This is a genomic window from Candidatus Amoebophilus asiaticus 5a2 (genome assembly GCF_000020565.1).
In the GTDB taxonomy this organism is placed as follows: Bacteria; Bacteroidota; Bacteroidia; order Cytophagales; family Amoebophilaceae; genus Amoebophilus; species Amoebophilus asiaticus.
Genome location: NC_010830.1, coordinates 1,644,972 through 1,667,436, shown reverse-complemented (window position 1 = coordinate 1,667,436; position 22,465 = coordinate 1,644,972). Strand labels below are relative to the sequence as shown.

General features: G+C 34.7%; 11 protein-coding genes and 5 pseudogenes. 9 read left to right on the top strand and 7 right to left on the bottom strand.

Annotated elements, in window-relative coordinates; all coding sequences use genetic code 11:
* Window positions 1-195: 195 nt before the first annotated feature.
* Window positions 196-381 carry a hypothetical protein gene (locus tag AASI_RS06685; RefSeq protein WP_012473364.1) on the bottom strand — a complete coding sequence of 62 codons (186 nt, stop codon included), beginning with the start codon at window positions 379-381 and terminating at the stop codon, window positions 196-198.
* A 362-nt stretch (window positions 382-743) separates the two neighbouring features.
* On the opposite strand from AASI_RS06685, the gene AASI_RS06680 reads away from it, so the two are divergent.
* Complete coding sequence (locus AASI_RS06680) at window positions 744-4,958, top strand: tetratricopeptide repeat protein (protein ID WP_012473363.1); 4,215 nt, start codon at window positions 744-746, stop codon at window positions 4,956-4,958.
* A gap of 254 nt (window positions 4,959-5,212) precedes the next feature.
* Here AASI_RS06680 and AASI_RS06675 read toward each other — a convergent pair whose 3' ends face one another.
* A complete protein-coding gene (locus tag AASI_RS06675) occupies window positions 5,213-5,398 on the bottom strand; it encodes a hypothetical protein (protein ID WP_012473362.1) in 186 nt (61 codons plus the stop codon).
* Window positions 5,399-5,789: 391 nt separating this feature from the next.
* Window positions 5,790-6,044, bottom strand: a pseudogene (locus AASI_RS06670) (transposase family protein); the annotation flags it as partial.
* Window positions 6,045-6,396: 352 nt separating this feature from the next.
* Between AASI_RS06670 and AASI_RS06665 the strand changes: the two are divergent.
* The 3 pseudogenes from AASI_RS06665 to AASI_RS06650 form a co-directional block, all read left to right on the top strand.
* Window positions 6,397-6,849, top strand: a pseudogene (locus tag AASI_RS06665) (IS110-like element ISCaa7 family transposase); the annotation flags it as partial.
* Between the two features lie 81 nt (window positions 6,850-6,930).
* Window positions 6,931-7,691, top strand: a pseudogene (locus AASI_RS08410) (IS5-like element ISCaa9 family transposase).
* Window positions 7,692-7,717: 26 nt separating this feature from the next.
* A pseudogene (locus AASI_RS06650) lies at window positions 7,718-8,302 on the top strand (IS110-like element ISCaa7 family transposase); the annotation flags it as partial.
* A gap of 54 nt (window positions 8,303-8,356) precedes the next feature.
* Here the strand turns inward: AASI_RS06650 and AASI_RS08405 are convergent.
* Window positions 8,357-8,939, bottom strand: a pseudogene (locus AASI_RS08405) (transposase family protein); the annotation flags it as partial.
* Window positions 8,940-9,073: 134 nt separating this feature from the next.
* Here AASI_RS08405 and AASI_RS06635 point away from each other — a divergent pair.
* Both AASI_RS06635 and AASI_RS06630 read left to right on the top strand, forming a co-directional pair.
* Entirely contained in the window at window positions 9,074-10,102 is a 1,029-nt protein-coding gene (locus AASI_RS06635; RefSeq protein WP_012473361.1) for a hypothetical protein, read from the top strand.
* Window positions 10,045-11,802 (top strand): Smr/MutS family protein, encoded by a 1,758-nt coding sequence (locus AASI_RS06630; protein ID WP_012473360.1) that lies wholly within the window; start codon window positions 10,045-10,047, stop codon window positions 11,800-11,802. Before AASI_RS06635 ends, AASI_RS06630 begins: the two co-directional genes overlap by 58 nt.
* A gap of 176 nt (window positions 11,803-11,978) precedes the next feature.
* Here the strand turns inward: AASI_RS06630 and AASI_RS06625 are convergent, their stop codons facing one another.
* Entirely contained in the window at window positions 11,979-12,308 is a 330-nt protein-coding gene (locus AASI_RS06625) for a type II toxin-antitoxin system RelE/ParE family toxin (protein WP_012473359.1), read from the bottom strand.
* Complete coding sequence (locus AASI_RS06620) at window positions 12,298-12,504, bottom strand: hypothetical protein (RefSeq protein WP_012473358.1); 207 nt, start codon at window positions 12,502-12,504, stop codon at window positions 12,298-12,300. Before AASI_RS06620 ends, AASI_RS06625 begins: the two co-directional genes overlap by 11 nt.
* A gap of 352 nt (window positions 12,505-12,856) precedes the next feature.
* Here AASI_RS06620 and AASI_RS09140 point away from each other — a divergent pair, with 352 nt between their 5' ends.
* Window positions 12,857-14,545: an F-box protein gene (locus AASI_RS09140; protein WP_012473357.1), complete on the top strand. Its 1,689-nt coding sequence runs from the start codon at window positions 12,857-12,859 to the stop codon at window positions 14,543-14,545.
* Between the two features lie 141 nt (window positions 14,546-14,686).
* Here the strand turns inward: AASI_RS09140 and AASI_RS09380 are convergent, their stop codons facing one another.
* A complete protein-coding gene (locus AASI_RS09380; RefSeq protein WP_394330106.1) occupies window positions 14,687-14,776 on the bottom strand; it encodes a hypothetical protein in 90 nt (29 codons plus the stop codon).
* Between the two features lie 155 nt (window positions 14,777-14,931).
* On the opposite strand from AASI_RS09380, the gene AASI_RS06610 reads away from it, so the two are divergent.
* Both AASI_RS06610 and AASI_RS07750 read left to right on the top strand, forming a co-directional pair.
* Window positions 14,932-19,740: an ankyrin repeat domain-containing protein gene (locus tag AASI_RS06610; RefSeq protein WP_012473356.1), complete on the top strand. Its 4,809-nt coding sequence runs from the start codon at window positions 14,932-14,934 to the stop codon at window positions 19,738-19,740.
* A gap of 395 nt (window positions 19,741-20,135) precedes the next feature.
* On the top strand, window positions 20,136-22,331 hold the full coding sequence (locus tag AASI_RS07750; protein ID WP_012473355.1) for an ankyrin repeat domain-containing protein: 2,196 nt from the start codon (window positions 20,136-20,138) through the stop codon (window positions 22,329-22,331).
* The last annotated feature ends 134 nt before the right edge of the window (window positions 22,332-22,465 follow it).

Here is a 22,465-nt window from a genome sequence, read left to right as displayed (position 1 = left end):
GGGCCCCTAAGTATTTTTTATTTGTCGAAATCCTCTTATTTCCATTGTCCCCGGCTCAAACTTAGCAACGTCTCACTTCTATGCCAGAAGATGTAAGCACAAACGTAGCAATCTTCAAGATAGAAACTATATCAACAGCCCTGAATGTTTAAGAAAGTTTAGCTAAAAGTATTAGTTACTATTTAATCCTTCACATTAAGCAGAAGTAGATTCATTTTTTCTGTTTTGTACTTCCAATCTAATACGTTGTGCTATCTGTTTGATCTCTAGCATACCTTTTCTAATACGAGTTCCGGCTGCTTTATTATTCTTATCATAAAACTTTGCAAAATCTTCTTCTAAATCTTTAACATGCTTGAGTAGATTTTCAAACTCTTTCATATTCCCATTTTTAAACTATTTAAATTATTGTTCTTTTTACTAAAATAGCTAAAATGTTTCTTAAAGCAAGAGGAATAATATTTGAACTAACTTTTTACATAAAGTGATTACTAGCCTGAGTTTTAGTTACTAGACAGAGCATTCGGTTAGACTAGTATGTTACCAACTAAAAGGCAAATACTTGCATGATAAATGCTTCTCAAAAAGTTAATGTAAGGATAATAACCATGTATATTTCTCCCTGTTGCATCTATTACTTAATTAAAGCACACTTTAAATTGTATTTAAAGTATAAAAAGACTAGCCTATTCTTGCAAAGTAAGCGAGCATAAGTTATTATAAGCTTTATTAAACTTTAACCTATGAAAAGAACTTATACGCTGTTCCAGCAATACATAGCTTATGCTTTACTTGTCAGCTACTTTTTACAAAGCTGTGGAGGATTGAATAACCCAGTTCTTCCTATCAAAGAAGACGTGACAGCGTCTATACATACTCCACCAATCATTGCTCCAAATATTCAAACTTTAGTTGACCAAACATTAACAGCACAAGGTGGGCATGCAGTTACATTGTACGAGGATAAAGGGCAGCTCCAGGCCAGTGTAGAAATAGTAGATGAAAAAAGTAAGGTTTTTAATGGGATAGCTGTATCCATAGAAAAGGGGACAGATTTAAGAAGTTTAGCACACTTACCTAAAAGAATTCAGCAATATCGCATCCAAGTAGAATTTGATGAAAAGGGGACGCCAGTTAGAATAGGTATACATAAACCATGGTTAATGGGAGGGATGGAAAGAGGGGAAGATGAAGAGAATAATGATAAAGAAAAAAAAGGAATGGACGAAGAGGACGATGGCGAACAAAAAAAGAAAGAGGATAAAAGGAGAGGCAAGAAGAAGGCAAAGGATGAGAGAAAATTATCTTCTTCTGAGATTTTAGCCGAATTTATTAGTAATAAAGGAGAACACTACCAAGTATTTAAGGAGATCACCCTAGAGATGGCCGAAGAAGTACAAAAACAAACAGGGCTGGTTATACCATTTAAGCCTGGCCAGAATAGTAAGGAATTTGTTGGTGGAAAAGGTAGTTTTGGGGAATTAAGATTGGGTAAACAAAAAACTACTGAAAGATATTTTGGTATTAAGGTAATCGATCTTGCTAGATGCGATAGTAAGGAAAGAAAAAGGATAAAAGATGAAGCCATCCTACAGGAAAAATTAAGTGGACTACCTAACTTGATGTCTATTATTGATATAGGAGAAATTGATAATAAAACCTCCTTATGCTATGTAATGCCCCTGGCAGCTCTTGGCAGTGGTGCTAAACTAAAAGATTACTTGAAAAGTATTAAAGATAAAGCTTTCAAAGAAGCGCTTTTAGTACATATAGCCAAAGGTATATTGAATGGATTTAAAGGCATGCATAATCTAGTTGAACCCCCTATAGCACATCTAGATTTTAAGCCGGATAACCTAGTAATAGATAGTGAAGGGGAGATCTATATTATTGATTTTGGTTGTTCTCAAGAAATGGACCCAAATGGAAAAATACACGAGTATCCTGGAGGAACTGAGCGCTATTGCTCTCCTGAAAGGACCAATAAAAAGCTCAATAAGTATAAATTAAAAGACGATCAAGATAACTCATTCTCAGGTAAAGCAGCTGATAGCTGGGCTATAGGAATAACATTGCTAGAGATGATTACTGGAGACAATGTAAATTCAAAAAATCTCCTTAATAAGAATACTAACAAGCAGTACCTTTCTAAGATTGGTAAAACACATAATTTATTAGCTGATGATAATACATATAGTTATGCATCAATGGTAAAAAGCTTCCTAAATCCGGATGAGAAAGAGCGTCTTACTCCTGAAGAGGCGCTAACCTGGCCACTGTTTCAGCAAGAAACCGAGGCTGAGATATTAAATTTATTAAAAGAATTTGTACAAACTATACAACGCAATAAAGGGATAACTAGTGCCCAACAACTGCCTCTTCCACATTTTACCGGTTATGTCCCGCGCTTATCCTTAGAGCAAGATGTTATTGATCAACTGCTGAGAAATGTACCCTTGGTAGCTTGTATAGGTATAGGAGGGGTTGGAAAAAGCCAGCTGTTGACCTACCTAGTACATCACGAAAAGCTACAACAAGCCTACAAAATCTATTGGTTCCAATCAGCAGATAAAGAAAGCGCTTTATTAGCCCAATACCATGGATTAGCCCAAGAGTTGAAGCTGGTGGATGAAAAAACACCTGCTGAAGTAGCTAAAACTGCTTTATTATCATGGCTAGAAAAGCAGGGGAATACTAATTCTACCTTGCTGGTATTTGATAACGCCGATGATCCAAATTTATTAAAAACTTTTTTACCGAAAGGAGGCTGTCAATCCCTGGTAAGCTCTCGCTCCCCTAATTGGGAAAACAAAGTACCCATAGGCGAATTTACAGAATTAGAAGTGTATGAGCTTCTAGCAAAATTGTTGCCTGATAGAGACGTGGTTCTTGAGGAAGCTAAGTTGCTCGGAGAGGAATTAGGATATTTGCCTCTAGCTTTAAAACTGGCGATTGCTTGGATGAGACAAGAAGGAATAAGTATAAAGGAGTATTTGGAAATTTACAAAGCAAAAAAGCAAGAATTGCTTAAAACTAAACGGAAGTTATTTGGCAATGATTTGCCTCACTCGATGGTAACCTTATATCAAATTCAGATAGAGAAGCTAAAAAAAGAATGTCCAGAGGCCATCATCTTGCTAGAGTACACTTCTTTGCTAGCACCAGATGATATACCATTGGCATTGCTGGGCGAAGGCCTATTAGCAGGATGTATCCCTGATGCTACCTATAAGAAGGCTCAGCAAGCACTACTGTCCTATGCTTTGTGGCAAGAAGATAAAGGAATAGAAAGTGTACGGATACACCGCTTGATGCAGGAAGTTACCAAACTATCTCTAGATAAAAAACTGTTGAAAGAGCGATTATCAAATATAATTAGTCATATAACAAACGAATTTATAAAAGAAAGCAAGGATGTACTAGCGGATGAAGTTTATAAAAAAACTTTGGGTCCTCATCTAGAAGCTTTAGAGAAGTTATTAAATAATTTACAAAATGAGCAAAGTGAAACAACCAATTTAATTAATCAGAAAGAGTTTGCAACTCTAATTACTTGTATAGCTCGTTATCACCATTATCAAGGAATAAACTATAAGGACGCCTTAATTTATTACCAGAAAGCTCTTGAAATGTATAGGACAATCTATACAGGTAATCATCCAGATATAGCTAGTTCACTGGATAATATAGGAAATGTTTATTACGATTTAATTCAGTATCAAGAAGCTTTGAAATATTATGAGCAAGCCTTTGAAATAAAAAAGACCATCTATAAAGACACTCATCCTTCTGTAGCTACTTCACTCAATAATATAGGTAATGTTTATCGAGATTTAGGACGGCGCCAAGATGCATTGAATTACTTGAAGCGAGCCCTTGCAATGAGGCAAGCCTTGTATACAGGCAATCATCCTGATATAGCTAATTCGCTCAATAGTATAGGAATGATTCACCAAGTGTTAGGCGAGAACCAAGAAGCTTTGAAGTATTATGAACAAGCCCTTAAAATGAGACAGGCCATCTATACAAACAATCATCCAGATATAGCTAGTTCTCTTCATGGTATAGGAACTTTTTATTGCATGTTAAAAGCTGATTCAAAAGCATTACCCTACTTTAAGCAAGCCCTTGAAATATATAAGGCTATCTATACAGATAAACATCCGAAGGTAGCTTATATACTTAATAATATAGGAATTATTTATCAAAGTTCAGGAGACTATAGCAAAGCCTTACAATACTTAGAAGATACCCTTACAATATATAAGGTGATCTATTCCGACAATCATCCGCATGTAGCTAGCGTACTCCAGAATATAGGAGGTATTTATAACAGTTTAACAGATTATACCAAAGCAGTAGATTACTTGATACAAGCTCTTAAAATGAAAAAGGCTATTTATGCAGGCAATCATCCTTTTGTAGCTACTGCTCTCGATAGTATAGGAATTGTTTATCACAATTCACACGAGTATGAAAAAGCCTTAGAATACTATGAAGAAGCTCTTAAAATGAGGCAGGCTCTATATAAAGGCAATCATCCTGATATAGTGTGTTCACTCAATAATATAGGCAATGTTTATAGCAGGTTAGTCCAGCATCAAGAAGCTTTGAAGTATTACCAACAAGCCCCTGAAATGGGACAGGGTATCTATACAAACAATCATCCAGATATAGTTAATCCACTTAATAATATAGAGGAAATTAATGAGGGTAAACAACAAGAAATTATAAAAAAAATAAGCCAAGCGGCCAGAAATGTTAAAGTAGTAGGGCAAAATAAAAGATTTGACATTAATGGTGTATCAGAACAGGATGTAAAAAGATTTTTTGAAGAACTATCTATTACAACTAAATATATCACAAAAGGGAAGCAACTAAGATTGACGATCGGTATGGATACAAAGGAATATGAGAGGTTAAAATCGAAAATTAAAAAGAGGCTAGGAGATAAATAGAATAGATAATTTTCCCTACTATAAGCTAGTAAAGATTGAGGGGCTTGTATATAATCTTTTAATCAAGCGTCGAAAAGATGAGAAATTATATAAATACTCCAAAATTCTATTTGTGGTCACCTCACGAAAGGAAATATAAAGCCCGCTATATAAGCACAAACGGTAGCAATCTTCAAGTATAGAAACTATATCAACAGTCCTGAATGTTTAGGAAAGGTTAGTCAAAAGTATTAGTTACTATTTAATCCCTCACATTAAGCAGAAGCAGATTCATTCTTTTTGTTTTGTACTTCCAATCTAATACGCTGTGCCATTTCTTTTAGTTCTAGCATACCTTTTCTAATACGAGTTCCTGCTGCTTTATTATTCTTATCATAAAACTTTGTAAAATCTTCTTCTAAATCTTTAACATGTTTTAGTAGATTTTCAAACTCTTTCATATTCATGTTTTTAAACTATTTAAAATATTGTCCTGTTTACTAATATAGCTAAAATGTTTATTTAAACAAGAGGAATAATATTTGAGCTAACTTTTTACATAAAGTGATTACTAGTCTGAGTTTTAGTTATTAGACAGAGTATTCAGCTAGACTGGTATGTTATCAACTAAAAGGCAAATACCTGCATGACAAATGCTTCTCAAAAAGTTACTGTAAGGATAGTAACTATGTATATTTATCCCTGTTGCATTTATTACTCAATTAGAGTACACTTTAAATCGCATTTAAAGTGTAGAAAGACTAGTCTATTAGAGCTTCTGCGAAAGAGATAAAATAGAGTAGGAATTTGAATAAAACAGAGAGAGAATCTTGCCAGTAGCGATGCTATTTGTTAAAAAGCATGCTTGAAGTTTATCATACCCGCTATAATATTAAAGCGCAGGTTATATTTGTTCTCAAAGTTACGGTAAACTTCTGACATAATCTTAAACACCTTGATCTCTCTTATCTTATGCTCCACCTTCATACGTATGGAGGATAGCTTTCTGTTATGTTCTTTCTGCTCTTTGGTTAATGGCCGCTTACGGCTCTTTTTATAGGGAATCATGACATTGCTCTGTAGTTTTTGCCAGCCTTGATAGCCCGTTAGACTTGTAGTGTAAATTAATAGCTAATATAAACCTTAGTCTTAGTCTTTAAATAACAACACTATAATAATAGATATAATATAAATCAATTGTTATAATTATAAGTTGTCCACATGAGCAAAGCTTGGAAGATACTCATAAGTTAGACTTTTGAATGGATAGATAATTTTTGAAATAAATAAAACTAACACACTACAAGGGGGCACTTTAACTTGATAGCGAGGCTTTGAAGCCTATATTGTGATACAATCCCCCTTGTGTTAGTTACAGGTTAAAATTCATATAGAAATTGAGGCCTTAAAGCTTATTATCACGGGTTTGAATAATAACATGCATTGTGTTAGCTAATACATGTTAAACCATTTAATACTAGTAAATTATATGCAATATACCCACATTCTTGGCATAGATATATCTAAAAAAACGATTGATGTAGCATTGAGCCAAAATAAAGCCAACGATTCTATTGTATCCCATAAGTTTACTAATAACTTAAAAGGTTATCAAGCTTTGATAGCTTGGCTTAAAAAACATAAGGCTCCAATTGAACAAATCCTTGTATGCCTAGAAAACACCGGAATCTACCATCGGTCTTTGGTAAGTTTTCTTCAAAGCCACCAAGCTTTCATATGGGTAGAAAACGCTACTTCCATTAAATGGAGCAATGGAGTACAAAGAGGTAAAAGTGATCAAATAGATGCTCAAAGAATTTGTTTTTACGCTTTTAGGAATCAAGATAAAGCTCGCCAATTCTCAACTAAAGATGAGTCTTTGCAACAAATAGATGATTTATCTGCTCTAAGAGGCTGTCTAAAAAGGGTAATTTAGATAGGAAAAGCAGACAAAACTTTATAAAATTAGTTAGTGAACTTTAAACTAACAGCTATGCCATACACTAGCGATTTAACAGATAAGGAATGGGAAGTGTTAGAACCATTAGTTACTTACATAGGTCCTTGCCGACCCCGTAAATACACTATAAGAGAAGTATTAGATGCTATTTTCTATTTAGAAAAAACAGGCTGTCAATGGCGCATGCTACCTGCCCATTTTCCACCCTGAAAAAGTGTTTATGACTTGTATTATCGCTGGCGAAGAAATGGTAAATGGGACTTAGTCCATGATACACTTCGAGATCAAGTACGAGAAAAGTTGGGCAAACAAGCCATACCTAGCGCTGCCATTATGGATAGCCGCTCGGTTAAAACAGCACAAAAAGGGGGTCGAGAGGCTATGATGCAGCAAAAAAAGTAAAAGGCCGTAAGCAGCATATTATTGTTGATACGCTGGGGCTTATACTTTGTGTGGTAGTACATTCAGCTCACTTATCAGACTCAAGAGGATGTCATCTTTTGCTTATTCGCCTTTTTAATACATTCCCTTCTATTAAACACATATGGGTAGATGGAGGATACCAGAAAGGATGTATAATGTGGGCTTATGGGGTGCTAGGTTATACTTTAGAAGTTGTACAACGGCTCTCAAATGGGTTTCATATTCTAAAAAAGCGATGGATAGTCGAGCGTACATTTGCTTGGCTGAGTTTTTCTAGGAGGCTCTCTAAAGATTACGAGCATAATCCCAAGTCTTCTGAAACACATATTAAAATTGTTATGATTAGAATCATGCTTAAGCGGCTTTTATGACTCCATTTTGGCTTTTTAGACAGCCTCTAAGAGAACGTTTAATCCAAGCTAGAGTAGCCTTGCTAGCACCTATTAAAGAACTTAGAGAGACTGGGTTGAAAAAAAATGCAACTATGTTAGAAGAATCCTCTAAACAAACTTTAGCTAGCCTGGAGAAAGAAATAAGAGCAATAGAGGACAAGATAAAACAGATTATTCAGCAACAAAAGGAATTAGAAAACAAGTATCAGATCATACGTTCTGTACCTGGAGTAGGCTTTGTAACAGCTATTCATCTGATGATTTATACTCATAATTTTAAGCGATTTGATAATGCTAAACAATTAGCTTGTTATGCTGGAGTAGCTCCTTTCGAATATAGTTCAGGAAGTAGCATTAGAGGAAGAACTAAAGTACATCCGATGGCCAATAAAACTTTAAAAACTTCCTTACACATGTGTGCCTTAAGCTCAATTAGAAATAATGTTGAAATGAAGGAGTATTATGAGAAAAAAGTAAAACAAGGAAAAAATAAGATGAGTGTTATTAATGCTATAAGAAATAAAATACTACTTAAGGTGTTTGCTTGTGTTAGAGATGGAAAAATGCATGAGTATAAACAAGTAGCTTAAGGAGGTTATGGATAAAAGTAAACTGATAATTTTTTAAAGGTTGCTTTTATCATAGAAATCACTATCTGCTAGCTTTAAGCTTTCCTTAGGTAAGAGTTTTTCTCCTTTACGGATTTTAAAGTCATGCACTTTTCCTTTATGGGATTTGGATACAGAGAGTATCTTTCCATCTTCTCCCATCACTATCTCTGTTTTTATAGTATGTCTCTTTTTCTTGCCTGAATATGATTTCTTTTGCTTTTTACTAGGCCTTTGCGTAGGCTGTTCACTCACATCTGCTAATATGCGCAATACCTTATCTGAGGTTAAGCTGCGATCTTTTTTAATGCTAATCTTCTTAGCTAGTAATGGCTCCATTTTTCGCGAGCAAGCGGCATATGTTAGAATTATGCAGATTAAACAAATAGCCTAAAAACACATGGCTAATATAAGTGCGATAATACATGAGTACACAGAGCAATTTATCTTCCAAGGTAGGTAAATGACTCATCCTACCATGGCGCAGCTTGCTTGATTCTAGCTCTTCAAATACAGGCCTTACTTTTAAAACTAATTGCTCAAAGGTTTCTAGTCTCAAGCCAGTTATTCTTCTAAAGTTATAGGGATGTTTGCTTATCCTCGCGTAGGTTAAATGCATACTTATTCCTTTTATATAATAAGAATTACATCTTAACCCTTTTTATCTTCTTTGTCAACCTTTTTCGCAGCAGTTCTATTGTTGTAAATAAGTTTTCTATACCTTATTATACTTCTCTTCTAACTCAAAACTTTATGAACTTTAATTCATTTCAGCGATTTGTTGCTCGTATTTTACTTGTAAGCTTATGTTTACAAAGCTGTGGAGGAGGATTTGACAATAATCCTTTTATCCCTACTTGTGAAAAGCAACCAGCGCACATAACAACGCACACACAAGAAATAATCGATCAAACAAGTATCCATCCTTTAGTCGATCAAACATTAACAGCCCAAGGAGGTCATGCGGTTACATTTTACAAATATAAAGGAGAACTGCAAGCAAGTGTAGAAGTAGTGGATGAGAAGGATAAAGTTTACAATGGAGTGCCTGTGGAGGTAAAGCAGGGAATAGATGTAGCAAGTCTCATACACTTACCTAAAAAAATACAGCAAAACCGTATTTATATTCAATTAGCCAAAGGCAACCAGCCAGCGAAAGTAATGGTTTATAAAAGAGCAGGGCTAATGGGAGGAGGAAATATGTTTACTCGGCCTTTAGAAGAGCAAAATGTAAAGCCTAAAGAGCAAGAAGAAGTTAACTTGAGGCAAGAAATAGGACATAAAGAAATGGATATCACTGACTTAATAGTTCAGTTATCTTTTGGAACTGCTGAGCCTATATATGAGAAAGATGCAACGGAGTCATTTTCCACAAATGAAATACATCATTTCCAAAATCTAAGTGAGCCACATCAAGAAGTTCAAACAGGCACGGAAAACACAGAATTAACAAGCAGAAAGAACCAGGAAAAGGGAAAAGAAAAACTAAAGGATGATGAGGGAAATATTACGGAGCAAACGCAAGTGAGTAATCCACAACAAGGGCAAGCAGCTAAAATATACTCTAAAAATGGGAGAAAGAAACGGCAAAGGCAAAAACAAAGACTTAAAGTTAACAAATCAACAGATAAAAAAACTGAGCAGACGCCTCAACAGCATTTGGAAATTGAGAACAAAGAGAAGCAAGGCAAAATAGAAACAGTGCACAGTGCCACATCAGAAAATTGCCAAGATTTAGTACAGTTTCCTATTGGAGAGAAAAAAATGAGGGTCCACAGGTAGGATTGCCGGTTGCTATTTCTTCCTCTACTGCTTCAGACTCTTCTAAAAATCTTGCCTTATATAAAGGTAAGTCCATAAAATCTAGGAAAAATAAGAAGCAAGCTGCCCTACAGGAGCAACAAATGAAGAAGGCACAAAAAGACACAAGCGGACAAGCAAGCTCTGTTAGTTGTAGCATTGCTGAAGCTGGGCCAGTTGAAAGCATTACCACTCGGTTAAGGGCAGAGATTATAGCTCTAGAAACGGCAGGGAAGTATTTAGCAGCTGCACAAGGAATGGACCGATTGCTAAAAATACTAGATTCACCGACGTTTGAAGATCTATGTTATGCACTAGCTTTAAATCGTAAAGCCCCTTTTGTTCAACAAAGGAAGAATCGTACTCATCAGCTTGCTAAACTTATTGACAAGCATCTGAAGATTGATTCCCAAGCTTCAGAAATATATTTCTCGGAATATAGTTGGCATCAACTTCGTTCTTGCCTAGATTATTTAGTTGAAAAAACAGCAGCAGATTCAGCCTGTGAGTTATATCAACTTAAATATAAAGTAATGGGTGAAGATATTGTTGAACATATGCAATGGCTATTGGCACATATGCGATCCTATAAATATCCCATAAGTATAAGCAGCCGTAATTATGCTACAGAAGGAAATAAGTCAGAGCAAGGCGTCTGGGATGTTTATAAGAAAGAATTAAGCATTAAAAATTATACTCAAGAAGAACTACGGACAAAATCATTTCCCTACTTGTTTCATGGAGGTAAGCTCGATACAACCTATTTAAACCCAACAACTTTTTATAATTTAATGGTTCGAGCTGGTTTTCAAGAAGAGGACTTTAAAGAAGGGAAGCATGGATTTCAAGATAAAGTTCTTGTTAAGCCTATTATACTAACCAAGACTAAACTTAATGAATGCCATGAAGAACTTCGAGAACTCATCAATTCAACTTTAAAAAAGGCAAAATATCCTTATATCACATTTATATTTAGCTTACATCCTGATATAAAATTTAATGTAAATGAGTTATATAGCTATGATAGCAACACTTTGAATAGTCTAGCAAGGTATTTCTTTTATGAGCTTTCAAGTTCACCATCCACAATTGTAGCGTTGCAAGAAAATCGTCTTTATTTTTGTTTCTATAATACCAAACAAGCCACTTTAGACTTACATCACGCAACACTGAAAGAAGCTTTTGATAAAGTAAAAGAATTTATTGTAAAGAGATATAATAAGTTTGAGTCTGAGTGTACTATTATCACAGGACGTGGCAACCATGTTAATTCAGATGTGCAAAGAGGTATATTACACCAAGAATTTCGCAAATGGGCCCAAAATGAACTTAAGCCCTATATTGAATCTTATAGGGCAACTTCAGCTAACGGATGTTATAAAGTAAAATTAAAAGAACCTATTTCTTTACTCTTGATTGATGATCCGTTAAACCCCAATGTTGAGCAATTGGTAGAAAAAATAATGGAGGCAGAACAGACAAATAACAAGCGTCTTATCATCAAGCACCAACAAGCACAATTGAATAATTGTAGATACTACCATGAGCTAGTACATAAAACTTGGGTTACATTGCATGAGCGTTATAAACAAAATTTGCCGTCTATTATTGATGGATATGAGGAACTAAGTACAAGCAATACAAATAGAGAGGATGGTCTTTGGATTAGCTGGGGGAAATAATTCTAAGTACTTATCCAGTACTTTTATCCTATTATAAAAAGTTAAATAAAATTGATTGTTGGAGCAATAGTATCTAAATATTGAATAATAGTTTGTAAATGACTCTAGCATAACACTTGTGTCCCAAGTAGCCTCTTGAAATAAGCTTTCATGAGTAGGGTGTTTGTTTAGAATCTCTATATGTTGATACATTTTAAGAGTTCTTTCAGCTCCTTATCGGAAAGTGTTTCCTGATCGGACTTATCGTAAATGTAAAGTAGGTAGACGGTATTATCTGTAACTACAAAATTAGTAATGACTCGTGCACCACTTGAATTACCTTTTCCTTTAGAGGCAACTGAAATACGTATCTTGTAACATTCTCCACCAATAGCTGTTCCTAATTTAGGATTGTCTTTTAATTGCTGAACTAGTTGAAAAAGCTCCTGCTTAAGCGAAGCGTATTTTTTGATGAGTCTTTTTGCCTGCCGCTCAAATACATTAGTAGATTTTACATTATAATTCATTCAAAAAATCTTCAGCATTACGGGCTTTCTTTGCACCTGTTTTAATTAGTTGTATTTCATCAACAGCCTCTTTTATTTCCTCCATTAATAAAGCTTTTGCATCAGTGAGTGGTTTTACCCTCACATGCGAGATGCTTCTTAACACATCTATTAAAGAAGATGCTTGATTATCGGGTATGTCTAGTAGTATTTTCATTGCACCAATTATTTATAGTATTTATGGATAAAGTTTACCTTACTCATGTTAAGCAAAAGATAAGCAACCATTTTTTAGAGAATGTATTTCAATAAAGTATCTAAACTTTATTAAAGTTACTAAAGAAGCCTGGAAAAAAGATTAGAATAAAAGAGCTTAAAGAAGAAATAAAATTCTTAATATATTTTACCTAGCAGCATTAATAATCTAAAAGCTATATACTTTTTCCCTGTTGAGCTATTACTTGATATTAAGTACACTTTAAATGCAATTTAAAGTGTAGAAAGACTAACCTATTCTTGTAAATAAGTTTTTTATACCTTATTATACTTCCCTTCTAACGTAAAACTTTATGAACTTTAATTCATTCCAGCGATTTGTTGCTCGTATTTTACTTATAAGCTTATGCTTACAAAGTTGTGGAGGGAAATTCGGCAATAATCCACTTATTCCTACCGGGGAAGAACAAACAGCGCCTATACAAACTAATACACAAGCCATTATTCCTCTAACTAATATCCAACCTTTAATAGATAAACAATTGACAGCACAAGGTGGGCATGCAGTTACATTGTACGAGGATAAAGGGCAGCTCCAGGCCAGTGTAGAAATAGTAGATGAAAAAAATAAGGTTTTTAATGGGATATCTGTATCCATAGAAAAGGGGACAGATTTAAGAAGTTTAGCACACTTACCTAAAAGAATTCAGCAATATCGCATCCAAGTAGAATTTGATGAAAAGGGGACGCCAGTTAAAATAGGTATACATAAACCATGGTTAATGGGAGGGGGCAAAAGTGAAGATGAAAAAGAAGATAAAGTAAAATTAATAGATCAAGGAGAAGAAGAGTGGGAAAAAGGGGAAATAGATGATGAAGAAAGAGAGCCTACCTATGAAGAATGGATAAACAATGAACGTGATGAACCCCAAAGAAAGCAAGAAAGAAGAAAATACGAGGAATTAGAAGATACTTCAGAGAAATTTGAATTAGTTAAGCGAAGAAAAACAACAAGTGTGAGAAATTCGCTGTTAACAGTAAGAAAGACACCATTCAGAGAACAAGAAGGAGAAGACATCAATAGTCAAATCCAATTGAGTAAAATAATTTTTGAGGATGCAAGATTATTGTTAGAACGTGCAGCAAGGTATGGACATACACTAGCTATTGATTTGTTAAAGAGACTAGCACATCTCAATTATTTTGGAGCAGAAGCTACAAATTTAGGGAATTTTATAATCCTCCCACCAGAATTACGGTTACATATCTTATCGTATGTAGGGTTTCCTGGAGTACTAATGGTCAAACAAGTTAATAGGAGTTTTAATAATTTAATCACCAGCTATGATCAAGTTAGCTTGGTTGGTGTAGAAAATAGGCCTCGATGGACCATCGGCAAAAAATCCTGTATGATAAACAAGATTATAGATTTTAGTAGATTAACTTTTACCTCTGAAACGATTCTTAGCTTTCCTTTTTATCAGTTAATGGGAAAAGTAGAAAATCTTCCACAAGAATTCTGGCCTTATCTTAAAGATACACAAATTCATACAGTTAGTTTAAAACAAATAGGAAATGTAGAGGCTATAGAATTGGCTAAGCACTTACAAGGAACGAGTGTTCATACGGTTGATTTAAGCTTTAATGAAATAGGGGGTTTAGTGGCAGTAGAATTGGCTAAATGCTTACAAGGTACTAATGTAAAAGAAATTAATTTAAATTGGACCCAAACACACATAGGAGATTTTAAGCCAGGGGAGTTTGCTCAAGCTTTACAGGGAACAAATGTACATATAGTGCATTTAAGAGAGAATTTTATAGATATCTCAGGAGCCGTGGAATTCGCCAGGAATTTACAAGGAACGCATGTTCATACGGCTGACTTAAGTGGGAATTTAATAGTCAATGAGGGAGCATTACAATTTGCTCAATCCTTACAGGGAACAAAAGTACATACAGTTGTTTTAGATGGAGAGCTTATAGCAGCTGAAACTAAGAGGCTATTGAAAGAACAATATCCGCATATTAAGTGGGAGTTTTAGCAATGCAAGGGATTACTTTATCAAGTAACTACTGTATTGAAATTTTAAAAAGGATAGCTATACCTATCATCTCAAATCCTTAGCATTCCCATTTGATAGACTTCATATGCCAAAGCCCTAATTATACTAGTATGAGGCTCTTCAATAGTTTTTAATGAGTAAGTTGGATATATCCCTGTGGCCATATTCAACAGCCCACTCAAGGGGTGTCCAACCATAATTTGTTTTGATATTACTCGTAGCGCCTTAAACTATTCACTTCATGTTAAATCATCTAATTGCGCCCAAGTACACTTTAAATTGCATTTAAAGTGTAGAAAGGCTAACCTATTCTTGTAAATAAGTTTTTTATACCTTATTATACTTCCCTTCTAACGTAAAACTTTATGAACTTTAATTCATTCCAGCGATTTGTTGCTCGTATTTTACTTGTAAGCTTATGTTTACAAAGCTGCGGAGGAGGATTCGACGGCAATCCACTTATTCCTACTCGAGAAGAGAAAGGCCCACAAATACAAGACAACATCCAGCCTTTAGTTGATCAAACATTGACTGCAGAGGGAGGAAATACCGTTACTTTCTATGAGGAAACAAATGGAGAAATAAAGGCAAGTGTTCAGTCATTAGATGAAAAGGGTAAAGTTTATAATGGGTTACCTGTAGAGATAAAGGAGGGAATAGACGTAGCAAGTCTCAAACACTTACCTAAAAAAATACAGCAAAACCATATTTATTTTCAGCCATCCCAAGGAGAAGAGTCAGCTAAAATAGTTATTTACAAGGGGGTAGGTTTAATGGGGGGAATGCAGGATAATGAGGATGAAGAACCTAAGCAAAAGAAGCAGGAAGAGAAGAAAGGACACTTACAAGAACGTATAGAAAGGTTAGATAATGCAGCTAGATCTAACGGAAGAGTTTCGTACTCACAGTATCTATCAGGAAGTATAAATAGCCAAAATGAGTTAGGAGCTCAATCAGGAAAAAGCTCCTCGGTTTTTTCAGTAGATCATAAAGAAAAAAAGGAGATAGGCGTAGAGGAAGCAGATGGCAATTCAGAGCCTGAAGCTGAACAAAAAGAGAAAGAAGCTAAAGAATTACTTACAAACTGTCAGATACCTATACTAGTAGTTGATAAGAAAGCAAATCATTTTGTTCCTTTATCAAGAGCAATAGAAAAAGAGAGCTCATCTCAATCAAGATTAAGTAAAGGGAAAGAGAAAGTAGAGAATAAAGACAATGAAGAAAAAGATGAAAGAGAAGCATTCGAGTGGTTGCAAAAAGCAGCTGAACAAGGGAATTCAGATGCTCAATACCGATTAGGAAGTATATACTATTATGGTAGTATAGGGTTAGCATGTGATTTCAGGCAAGCGTGTGAATGGTATACCAAGGCAGCTTTACAGGGGAATAATTGGGCATACAATAAGCTAATAGAATATTGTAAAAATCTAGAACACAATAAGAATTCTTCACTATTAATTCTTGATAATACGTTAGGATTAAAATGGTTTGAAGAAGCTGCCAGACAAGGTAATGTAAGAGCAAAATTTATTTTGGGCTTGCTATATGAACATAGGAAGGATAACCAAAAGGCCGAAGAATGTTATAAAGTAGTTGTTAGTAAAGATATAGATATAAATGTAACGATAGGTGCACAATTCAATTTAGGTAGGTTATATAAAAATAATCAGGATAAAGAAAATGCAAGGGAGTGGTTTCAAAAAGCTGCTGAGCAAAACTACCCAGCTGCACAGTATAATTTGTCTATAATAAATCAAGAGGAAGGAGATTACGCGGAAGCAATAAAATGGATATATAAAGCAGCACTTCTAAATTACCAACCAGCCAGTCAGTTATTAAAAGAATTCAACAACAAATATCCTGAAACAGTAAAAAATTTTGAGGAACAATTGATTAAAGAACACCCTCAATATGAACTTTCTATAAAGAAAATAAGAATAGTATACTCAGAAGACCAAATAAACAAGTCTTACAGAGAACTAGGCTCAGATTATAAACAACTAGAACCAGCTAACGATGCTATAAGAAATTTTGAAAAAGACTGGCGGCAAGAAATTAATGAAAGGAAAGTAGAAAAAGACACCCCCCCTATTAATATTAGTTCTGATGAGGCTATTGTAAGAAGTATACAGCAAGAAGAACTTGAAGATGAAGAAAAACAAGATATAACAAGACATACTGTAATAAGCGTTCGAACTAAGGAAAATATTAATAAGTTAAACTTTAACTACTTTGAAAATTTCGAATTTAACATTTTAGATGATGTATTAAGAAATCAAAAGATTAATAAGAATTTAAGAGAAAACAATTTAAAAAGGAAAGCTGCTACTACTATTGGAAATAACTGCTTATTGGATAGCATTTTTCAATTGATAATTTATAGCGTTGAGCAGCAACGCCCTAGTTTGCTAGCACAAATAGGCGAATCAAGTGAATTCTTTAATTGGGTTAGAAATAAAATCGGTGACCAAAGTGGTTTCTTAAGTATTAATGATGAAATAGATGGCCTCTGTATATTAACAGCTGTACAAGCTTATTTTAAGGAGAAGCTTAAAGTTAAGCTTGCTTTTAATCTAACATTGTTATTGACTGATAACGATGGTGAGATTGGATTAGTTGATAACCTTAGTGAGCTACAAAGCAATGTAGATGATGGTGATTTTAAAGTTGATTTAAGAATCATGCACGTTAACTATAATCATTATGAGCCATTGTTTGAAATTGATAGCCAGTCTTCCTTAACCAAAGAAGATGAAGCGAGAAAGTGCAATTTAGACTCTAATTTGTTTTCGGATGATTCAGACATTCGATTTCATGACACAAACTTTTATGCCGATAATGAAGAAAGTAAGGGGAACAAATTAGAAAGTGGAATTGCGAGCTTAGCAGTAAGCGACGATCTATCCCTTGATAGTCAGAGTTCACAAAAATCCATGCCCAGTTCTATATCTGGAGTATCAAATTCAACTTTAAGAAATTATGAGGAGGGGTATGATTCTGAAGAGGAAGAAACATGGCAGTATTTATCTGACGAATGTGAGAAAACGGAAGAAGGTAAAGCTGCTCCTGTTTTAATTCCCTTTTTTAGAGGGGTTCATCTTTTTAAGGACAGATTTTCTTCTCCTGAACGTATGCGATTTTTGCAACTTCGTCAGACTGGTATTCCAATATTTTCTTCGGCTTCGTTTAAGATGCTAAAAATTGGTTATGGAGATCAAGATTCTCATACACAAGATTTAATTTTAGAAGCGAAAAAAGTTAAAAGGAAAGTTGCCAAGTTAAAAGAAAAAACCGAAGTAGTAGTTAAGGATAAAACTTTTGATGCATACACAGGTTTTCATTATCTGTATGTCAATTCTTATACGGCCTTTATTGCTAACTTAGGTCAGTTTAGCTCTATAATATTTAAAAATTTTAGATTTTTGGAAAACCCATTAGTTTCTGTCGCTGAACTTCCTAATCATCCCTTATTGTATGCGTTTGGATTAAAAATAGACAAAATAAAGGCTTTGCGTCCTTGCTTTGATTTATCTGGTAAGCCCCTTCATCCTTATTTAGGAAAAATTTATACCATGTTGGTTCCTCTCAGTAAAACTCGGGAAGATAAAGTTTTTAGGATGGTAGAAGCGGCCACAAAAAAAGAAATGCCTGTTGATTACCGGATTAAGTATGAGATCGAGGCTGCTTTCCCTGGCTGGATTCGCGGAGAGTATGTTGTTTATGAGCGCATTGTTCGAGTTCCTAATTTTAAACATTCTTGGACGCAACAGCATCTACTTAAGTATGGTCTAACAAAAACAGTCTATAATAACTTACGAAAAAACATTCTCGCAACAAAGGGGGATTATGGAAAACAAGAAACTATTTATGAGGATCTTGTTCATAAAATAGTTAATAAAAACACTAACTATTGTTGGTCATCACAATTAAGACAGATTGCTATACAAGAAGCTCAGAAGCGTCAAGCGCGTAGCAGGTTTTTAGATTTGAATCGATTAGCAACTACAAAACCTCTAGCCGTTAATAAGACAGAGGAAGAGGATGCAAACCAAAACTTTATTGAACATCTAAAAATTTTAGGTGATATCGATCTTAATGTAGACTCTTTAAATAAATATAATACTAAGGGAGCAACTGCACTTGGTAGAGTCTGTGAAAATGACAAATTAAGTGAAGAGGAAGCATGCAGATTTGCTGAATTCCTTATTATTAAAAAAGGAGCAAGTGTAAATATTCCACACCAAAAAACTGGAAAAACGCCTTTACATATAGCAGCAGCATTTAATAAAACTAAACTAATTTCACTTTTATGTAAGAGTGGTGCTGATCTCAATAGTCGAGCTAGAGATGGAGCAACCCCTTTAATTTTAGCATCATATTTTCATGGTAATGTACCGGCTATTATTTTGCTTGCTAAGTTAGGCGCCGACTTAAATGCAGTTACCTACCCCCATCCTAACCTTACTAATGGGGGTGGGATGACAGCATTACACCATGCTGCACAGGAAGGGTTAGTTGCTAATATTAAGGCACTTTTAAAACTTGGAGCTAATCCTAGGTTACGCACAATAAAAGGAAAAAACGTTGCTTATCATTTAGAAGGTGCTTATCAATGTAAACAAATTAGTGAAGAACACTATCAAGAAATTATTATGTTATTGGAGAGAGTAAAAGATTCATCAACTGTTAAGGATCTGGAAATTGATTTAAAAGCATTAAGCTTAGTTGAGTCTGATAATCCACTAGCTGATTTTATTGTAGATAATAAAATTAGCGAAGTAGATAATTTTATTAAGGAAGGTAAATTGAGCAAATCTCAGCTTCAATTAGGCTTCGAAGTTGCTGTACAACAATGTAACTATGCTATTGCAAGTCGTTTTAAAGGAAAATTACCAAAAGAAGAGATGATAAAAATTGTTAATAAGAAAATAGATAATCTTAAAGAATTGCTTAGATTTAACTATCGCAGATTGCACGAGTATGAAAGCCAAAGAGAATTTGCCCTTTCTCGCAGAGGTTGGGCAGATCAGACACAAGAATATATGAGGAAAACTTCGTTTTATGCTTCTAGGATGGATCTCGTTGTAGCTGAAGAGATTAGAATGACAAACGAAGTTATTGGAAATTTAGGTAAAGATATTTTAGCCTTCAAAGATTTAATCAAAGTTTTGTAATAGAAACTCTTTCTGAGTTAAAGAAAGAATATTGGAGTAGGGGTACTAAACGTAAACCCACAATTTTTCCGATAGATAGATTTTTATTTGCTTGGGAAATATGTAGTACAGAAAGAGTACACTATTACTGTACTACTCCTGGTGTTACATTAGGGAGTACAATTAAAGAAATAACATAGTCTTTTTTGTACAAATATAGTATTTCGCAATTCTTTAGATAAAATTGTACTTGAGTGGTTTTGTTGGAGAATCTTTTATCCATAAGATACTATTCTATTCCGCCTCAATCAGCTTTTGAAGATTCAAAGTATAGAAAATTTACCCCTCTGTTGGTATTTATATTTGCTAATAAAGTAACTAACCATTAATATAAGCTCCTTATTAATCTTTACAATATGAAAAGAACTTATACGCTGTTTCAGCAATATATAGCACGTCTTCTACTTATAAGTTTATGCTTACAAAGCTGTGGGGGAGGATTCACCAATAACCCACTTATTCCTACCCGAAAAGAGCAAATAGCATCTACACAAACTGATACACAATCAATCCTTCCTCAAGCACACATCCAACCGCTAGTTGATAAAACATTGACTACACAGGGAGGCCATACTATTACGCTTTATAAGGAAGCTGGGGTGTTAAAAGCGGAGGTTGCAATGAATGCCCCGCAAGGGTTTAGTAAAAGCTATGATGGATTAGGCGTATATATTGAGCAAGGATCAGAGTTATCGGCCCTACCTCGATTAGACGAGCAAGCACAGCAGCGCCGTATCCACTTTCAATTAGCACAAGGAGATAATCCAGCTCACATAATTATATATAAGGGAGCGGGTTTGATGGGGGGTGGTAATCCTGATCCTACAGAAGAAAAAGAAGAAGAAAGTGATGAAGAGAAGGAAACATATCAACAGGATCTACAAGCTCAGGAAGGTAACGCTCAACAGTTAACAACTACCACTTCCTTACATACAGCTATTGAAAAAGGAGATATAATGGAGGTTAAGAAATTAATAAATTCAAAAGTTGATGTAAATGCTAGAAATATTAAAGGATTATCCCCACTGTATATAGCTGCTAGGCAAGGTTATTTAGAAATAATTGAGCTATTACTAAACGCGGGGGCTGCTCCAAATGATAAAGATGAATACGGTTATACTCCTTTACACCTGGCTATGGAATATAATCATATGGAAGTAGCTAAACTATTAATAGAAAAGGGAGCTGATATAAATGCTACAGATAATACTGGCAATACTTTTTTATATATGTCTATTTTGGGATTTCAATTAGAAATGGCCAAGCAATTAATAGAATTAGGAGCAGATATGAATGCTAACCTGTATGCAGCTGTTCAGAAAAACGATCTAGAAGTAGCTAAGCAATTAATAGTGTTAGGAGCAGATGTGCATGCCAAAGATAAAGATGAAAATTCGCTCCTACATTGGACTGTTAGAGATGAACATATAAAAAAGAAAAATCAAATTAAAATAATAAAACTGTTACTAAAGTATGGAGCAGATATAAATGTTAAGAATAAATATCAAAATACCCCATTGCATTGGGCTGTTAGAAATGGACATATAGAAATAGCAAAGTTGTTACTAGAAAAAGGAGTGGATGTAAATGCTCAGGGTGAATATAACAATTATCCAATACATATGGCTGTTGGGGAGAATGTTGGGAAGGAAGAGAAACAAACAGAGATAGTAAAACTGTTACTAAAGTACGGAGCAGATATAAATGTTAAAAATAAATATCAAAATACTCCACTGCATTGGGCTGCTAGAAATGGACATATAGAAATAGCAAAGTTGTTACTAGAAAAAGGAGTGGATGTAAATGTTCAGGGTGAATATAACAACTATCCAATACATATGGCCGCTGTGAAAGGACATACAGAAATAACAAGACTTCTAATAGAGAAAGGAGCATATGTGAATGTTAAAGGCAGTAATGGTTGTGCTCCTTTATACATAGCTAATCGCAATGGTAGGACAGAAGTAGTAAAGTCTTTAGAAACAATAGGTATAATGTATCTAAATGATGAGAGCGTGGAAAGAGATGATCAAAAGGCTGTTGAAAGCCTTAAAAAAGAAGCTGAGCAAGGTAATGCTGTTGCACAACGCAATCTGGGATTTATGTATCAGAATGGAAGAGAAGGATTACCACAAGATAATAGATTAGCAATAGAGTGGTTTATAAAATCTGCTGAACAAGGCTATGTATATGGCCAAACTAATCTAGCGTGGATGTATTATAATAGCAAGGGGACAGCTCGAAATTATCATGAAGCATTTAAATGGTATCAAAAGGCCGCCGATCAAGGACATCCAAATGCTCAATGTAGATTAGGCTGGATGTACCAAAATGGAAAGGGAGTTAGAAAAGATCATACTAAGGCATTCGAATGGTATGAAAAAGCAGCTGAGCAAGGCCATGAGAAAGCACAATTTGATTTAGGAGAAATATACCAGTATGGTTGGGGAGTAGCGGAGAATTATAATAAAGCCCTTGAATGGTACAGAAAAGCAGCTGAGAATGGAGATCAAGCTGCAAGAAAGAGAATTAGTTGGCTAACCAAAAAATAACAAAACTGAGAAAGCCCTTTGAATTCGTGTTTTATACCCAGTGGGTAAAACTTCGTTTAGATTGGCAGAGTATAAGCATCAGCTAAAACTCTCCCAGATGGCCTAGTTGGCATCTTAAAAAAGGTACTTTTTGA

What these genes read in the sequence shown, in the direction of transcription:
- AASI_RS06685 (WP_012473364.1), bottom strand. Translation starts at nt 381, where the DNA reads ATGAAAGAGTTTGAAAATCTACTCAAGCATGTTAAAGATTTAGAAGAA.
- AASI_RS06680 (WP_012473363.1), top strand. Translation starts at nt 744, where the DNA reads ATGAAAAGAACTTATACGCTGTTCCAGCAATACATAGCTTATGCTTTA.
- AASI_RS06675 (WP_012473362.1), bottom strand. Translation starts at nt 5,398, where the DNA reads ATGAAAGAGTTTGAAAATCTACTAAAACATGTTAAAGATTTAGAAGAA.
- AASI_RS06635 (WP_012473361.1), top strand. Translation starts at nt 9,074, where the DNA reads ATGAACTTTAATTCATTTCAGCGATTTGTTGCTCGTATTTTACTTGTA.
- AASI_RS06625 (WP_012473359.1), bottom strand. Translation starts at nt 12,308, where the DNA reads ATGAATTATAATGTAAAATCTACTAATGTATTTGAGCGGCAGGCAAAA.
- AASI_RS06620 (WP_012473358.1), bottom strand. Translation starts at nt 12,504, where the DNA reads ATGAAAATACTACTAGACATACCCGATAATCAAGCATCTTCTTTAATA.
- AASI_RS09140 (WP_012473357.1), top strand. Translation starts at nt 12,857, where the DNA reads ATGAACTTTAATTCATTCCAGCGATTTGTTGCTCGTATTTTACTTATA.
- AASI_RS06610 (WP_012473356.1), top strand. Translation starts at nt 14,932, where the DNA reads ATGAACTTTAATTCATTCCAGCGATTTGTTGCTCGTATTTTACTTGTA.
- AASI_RS07750 (WP_012473355.1), top strand. Translation starts at nt 20,136, where the DNA reads ATGAAAAGAACTTATACGCTGTTTCAGCAATATATAGCACGTCTTCTA.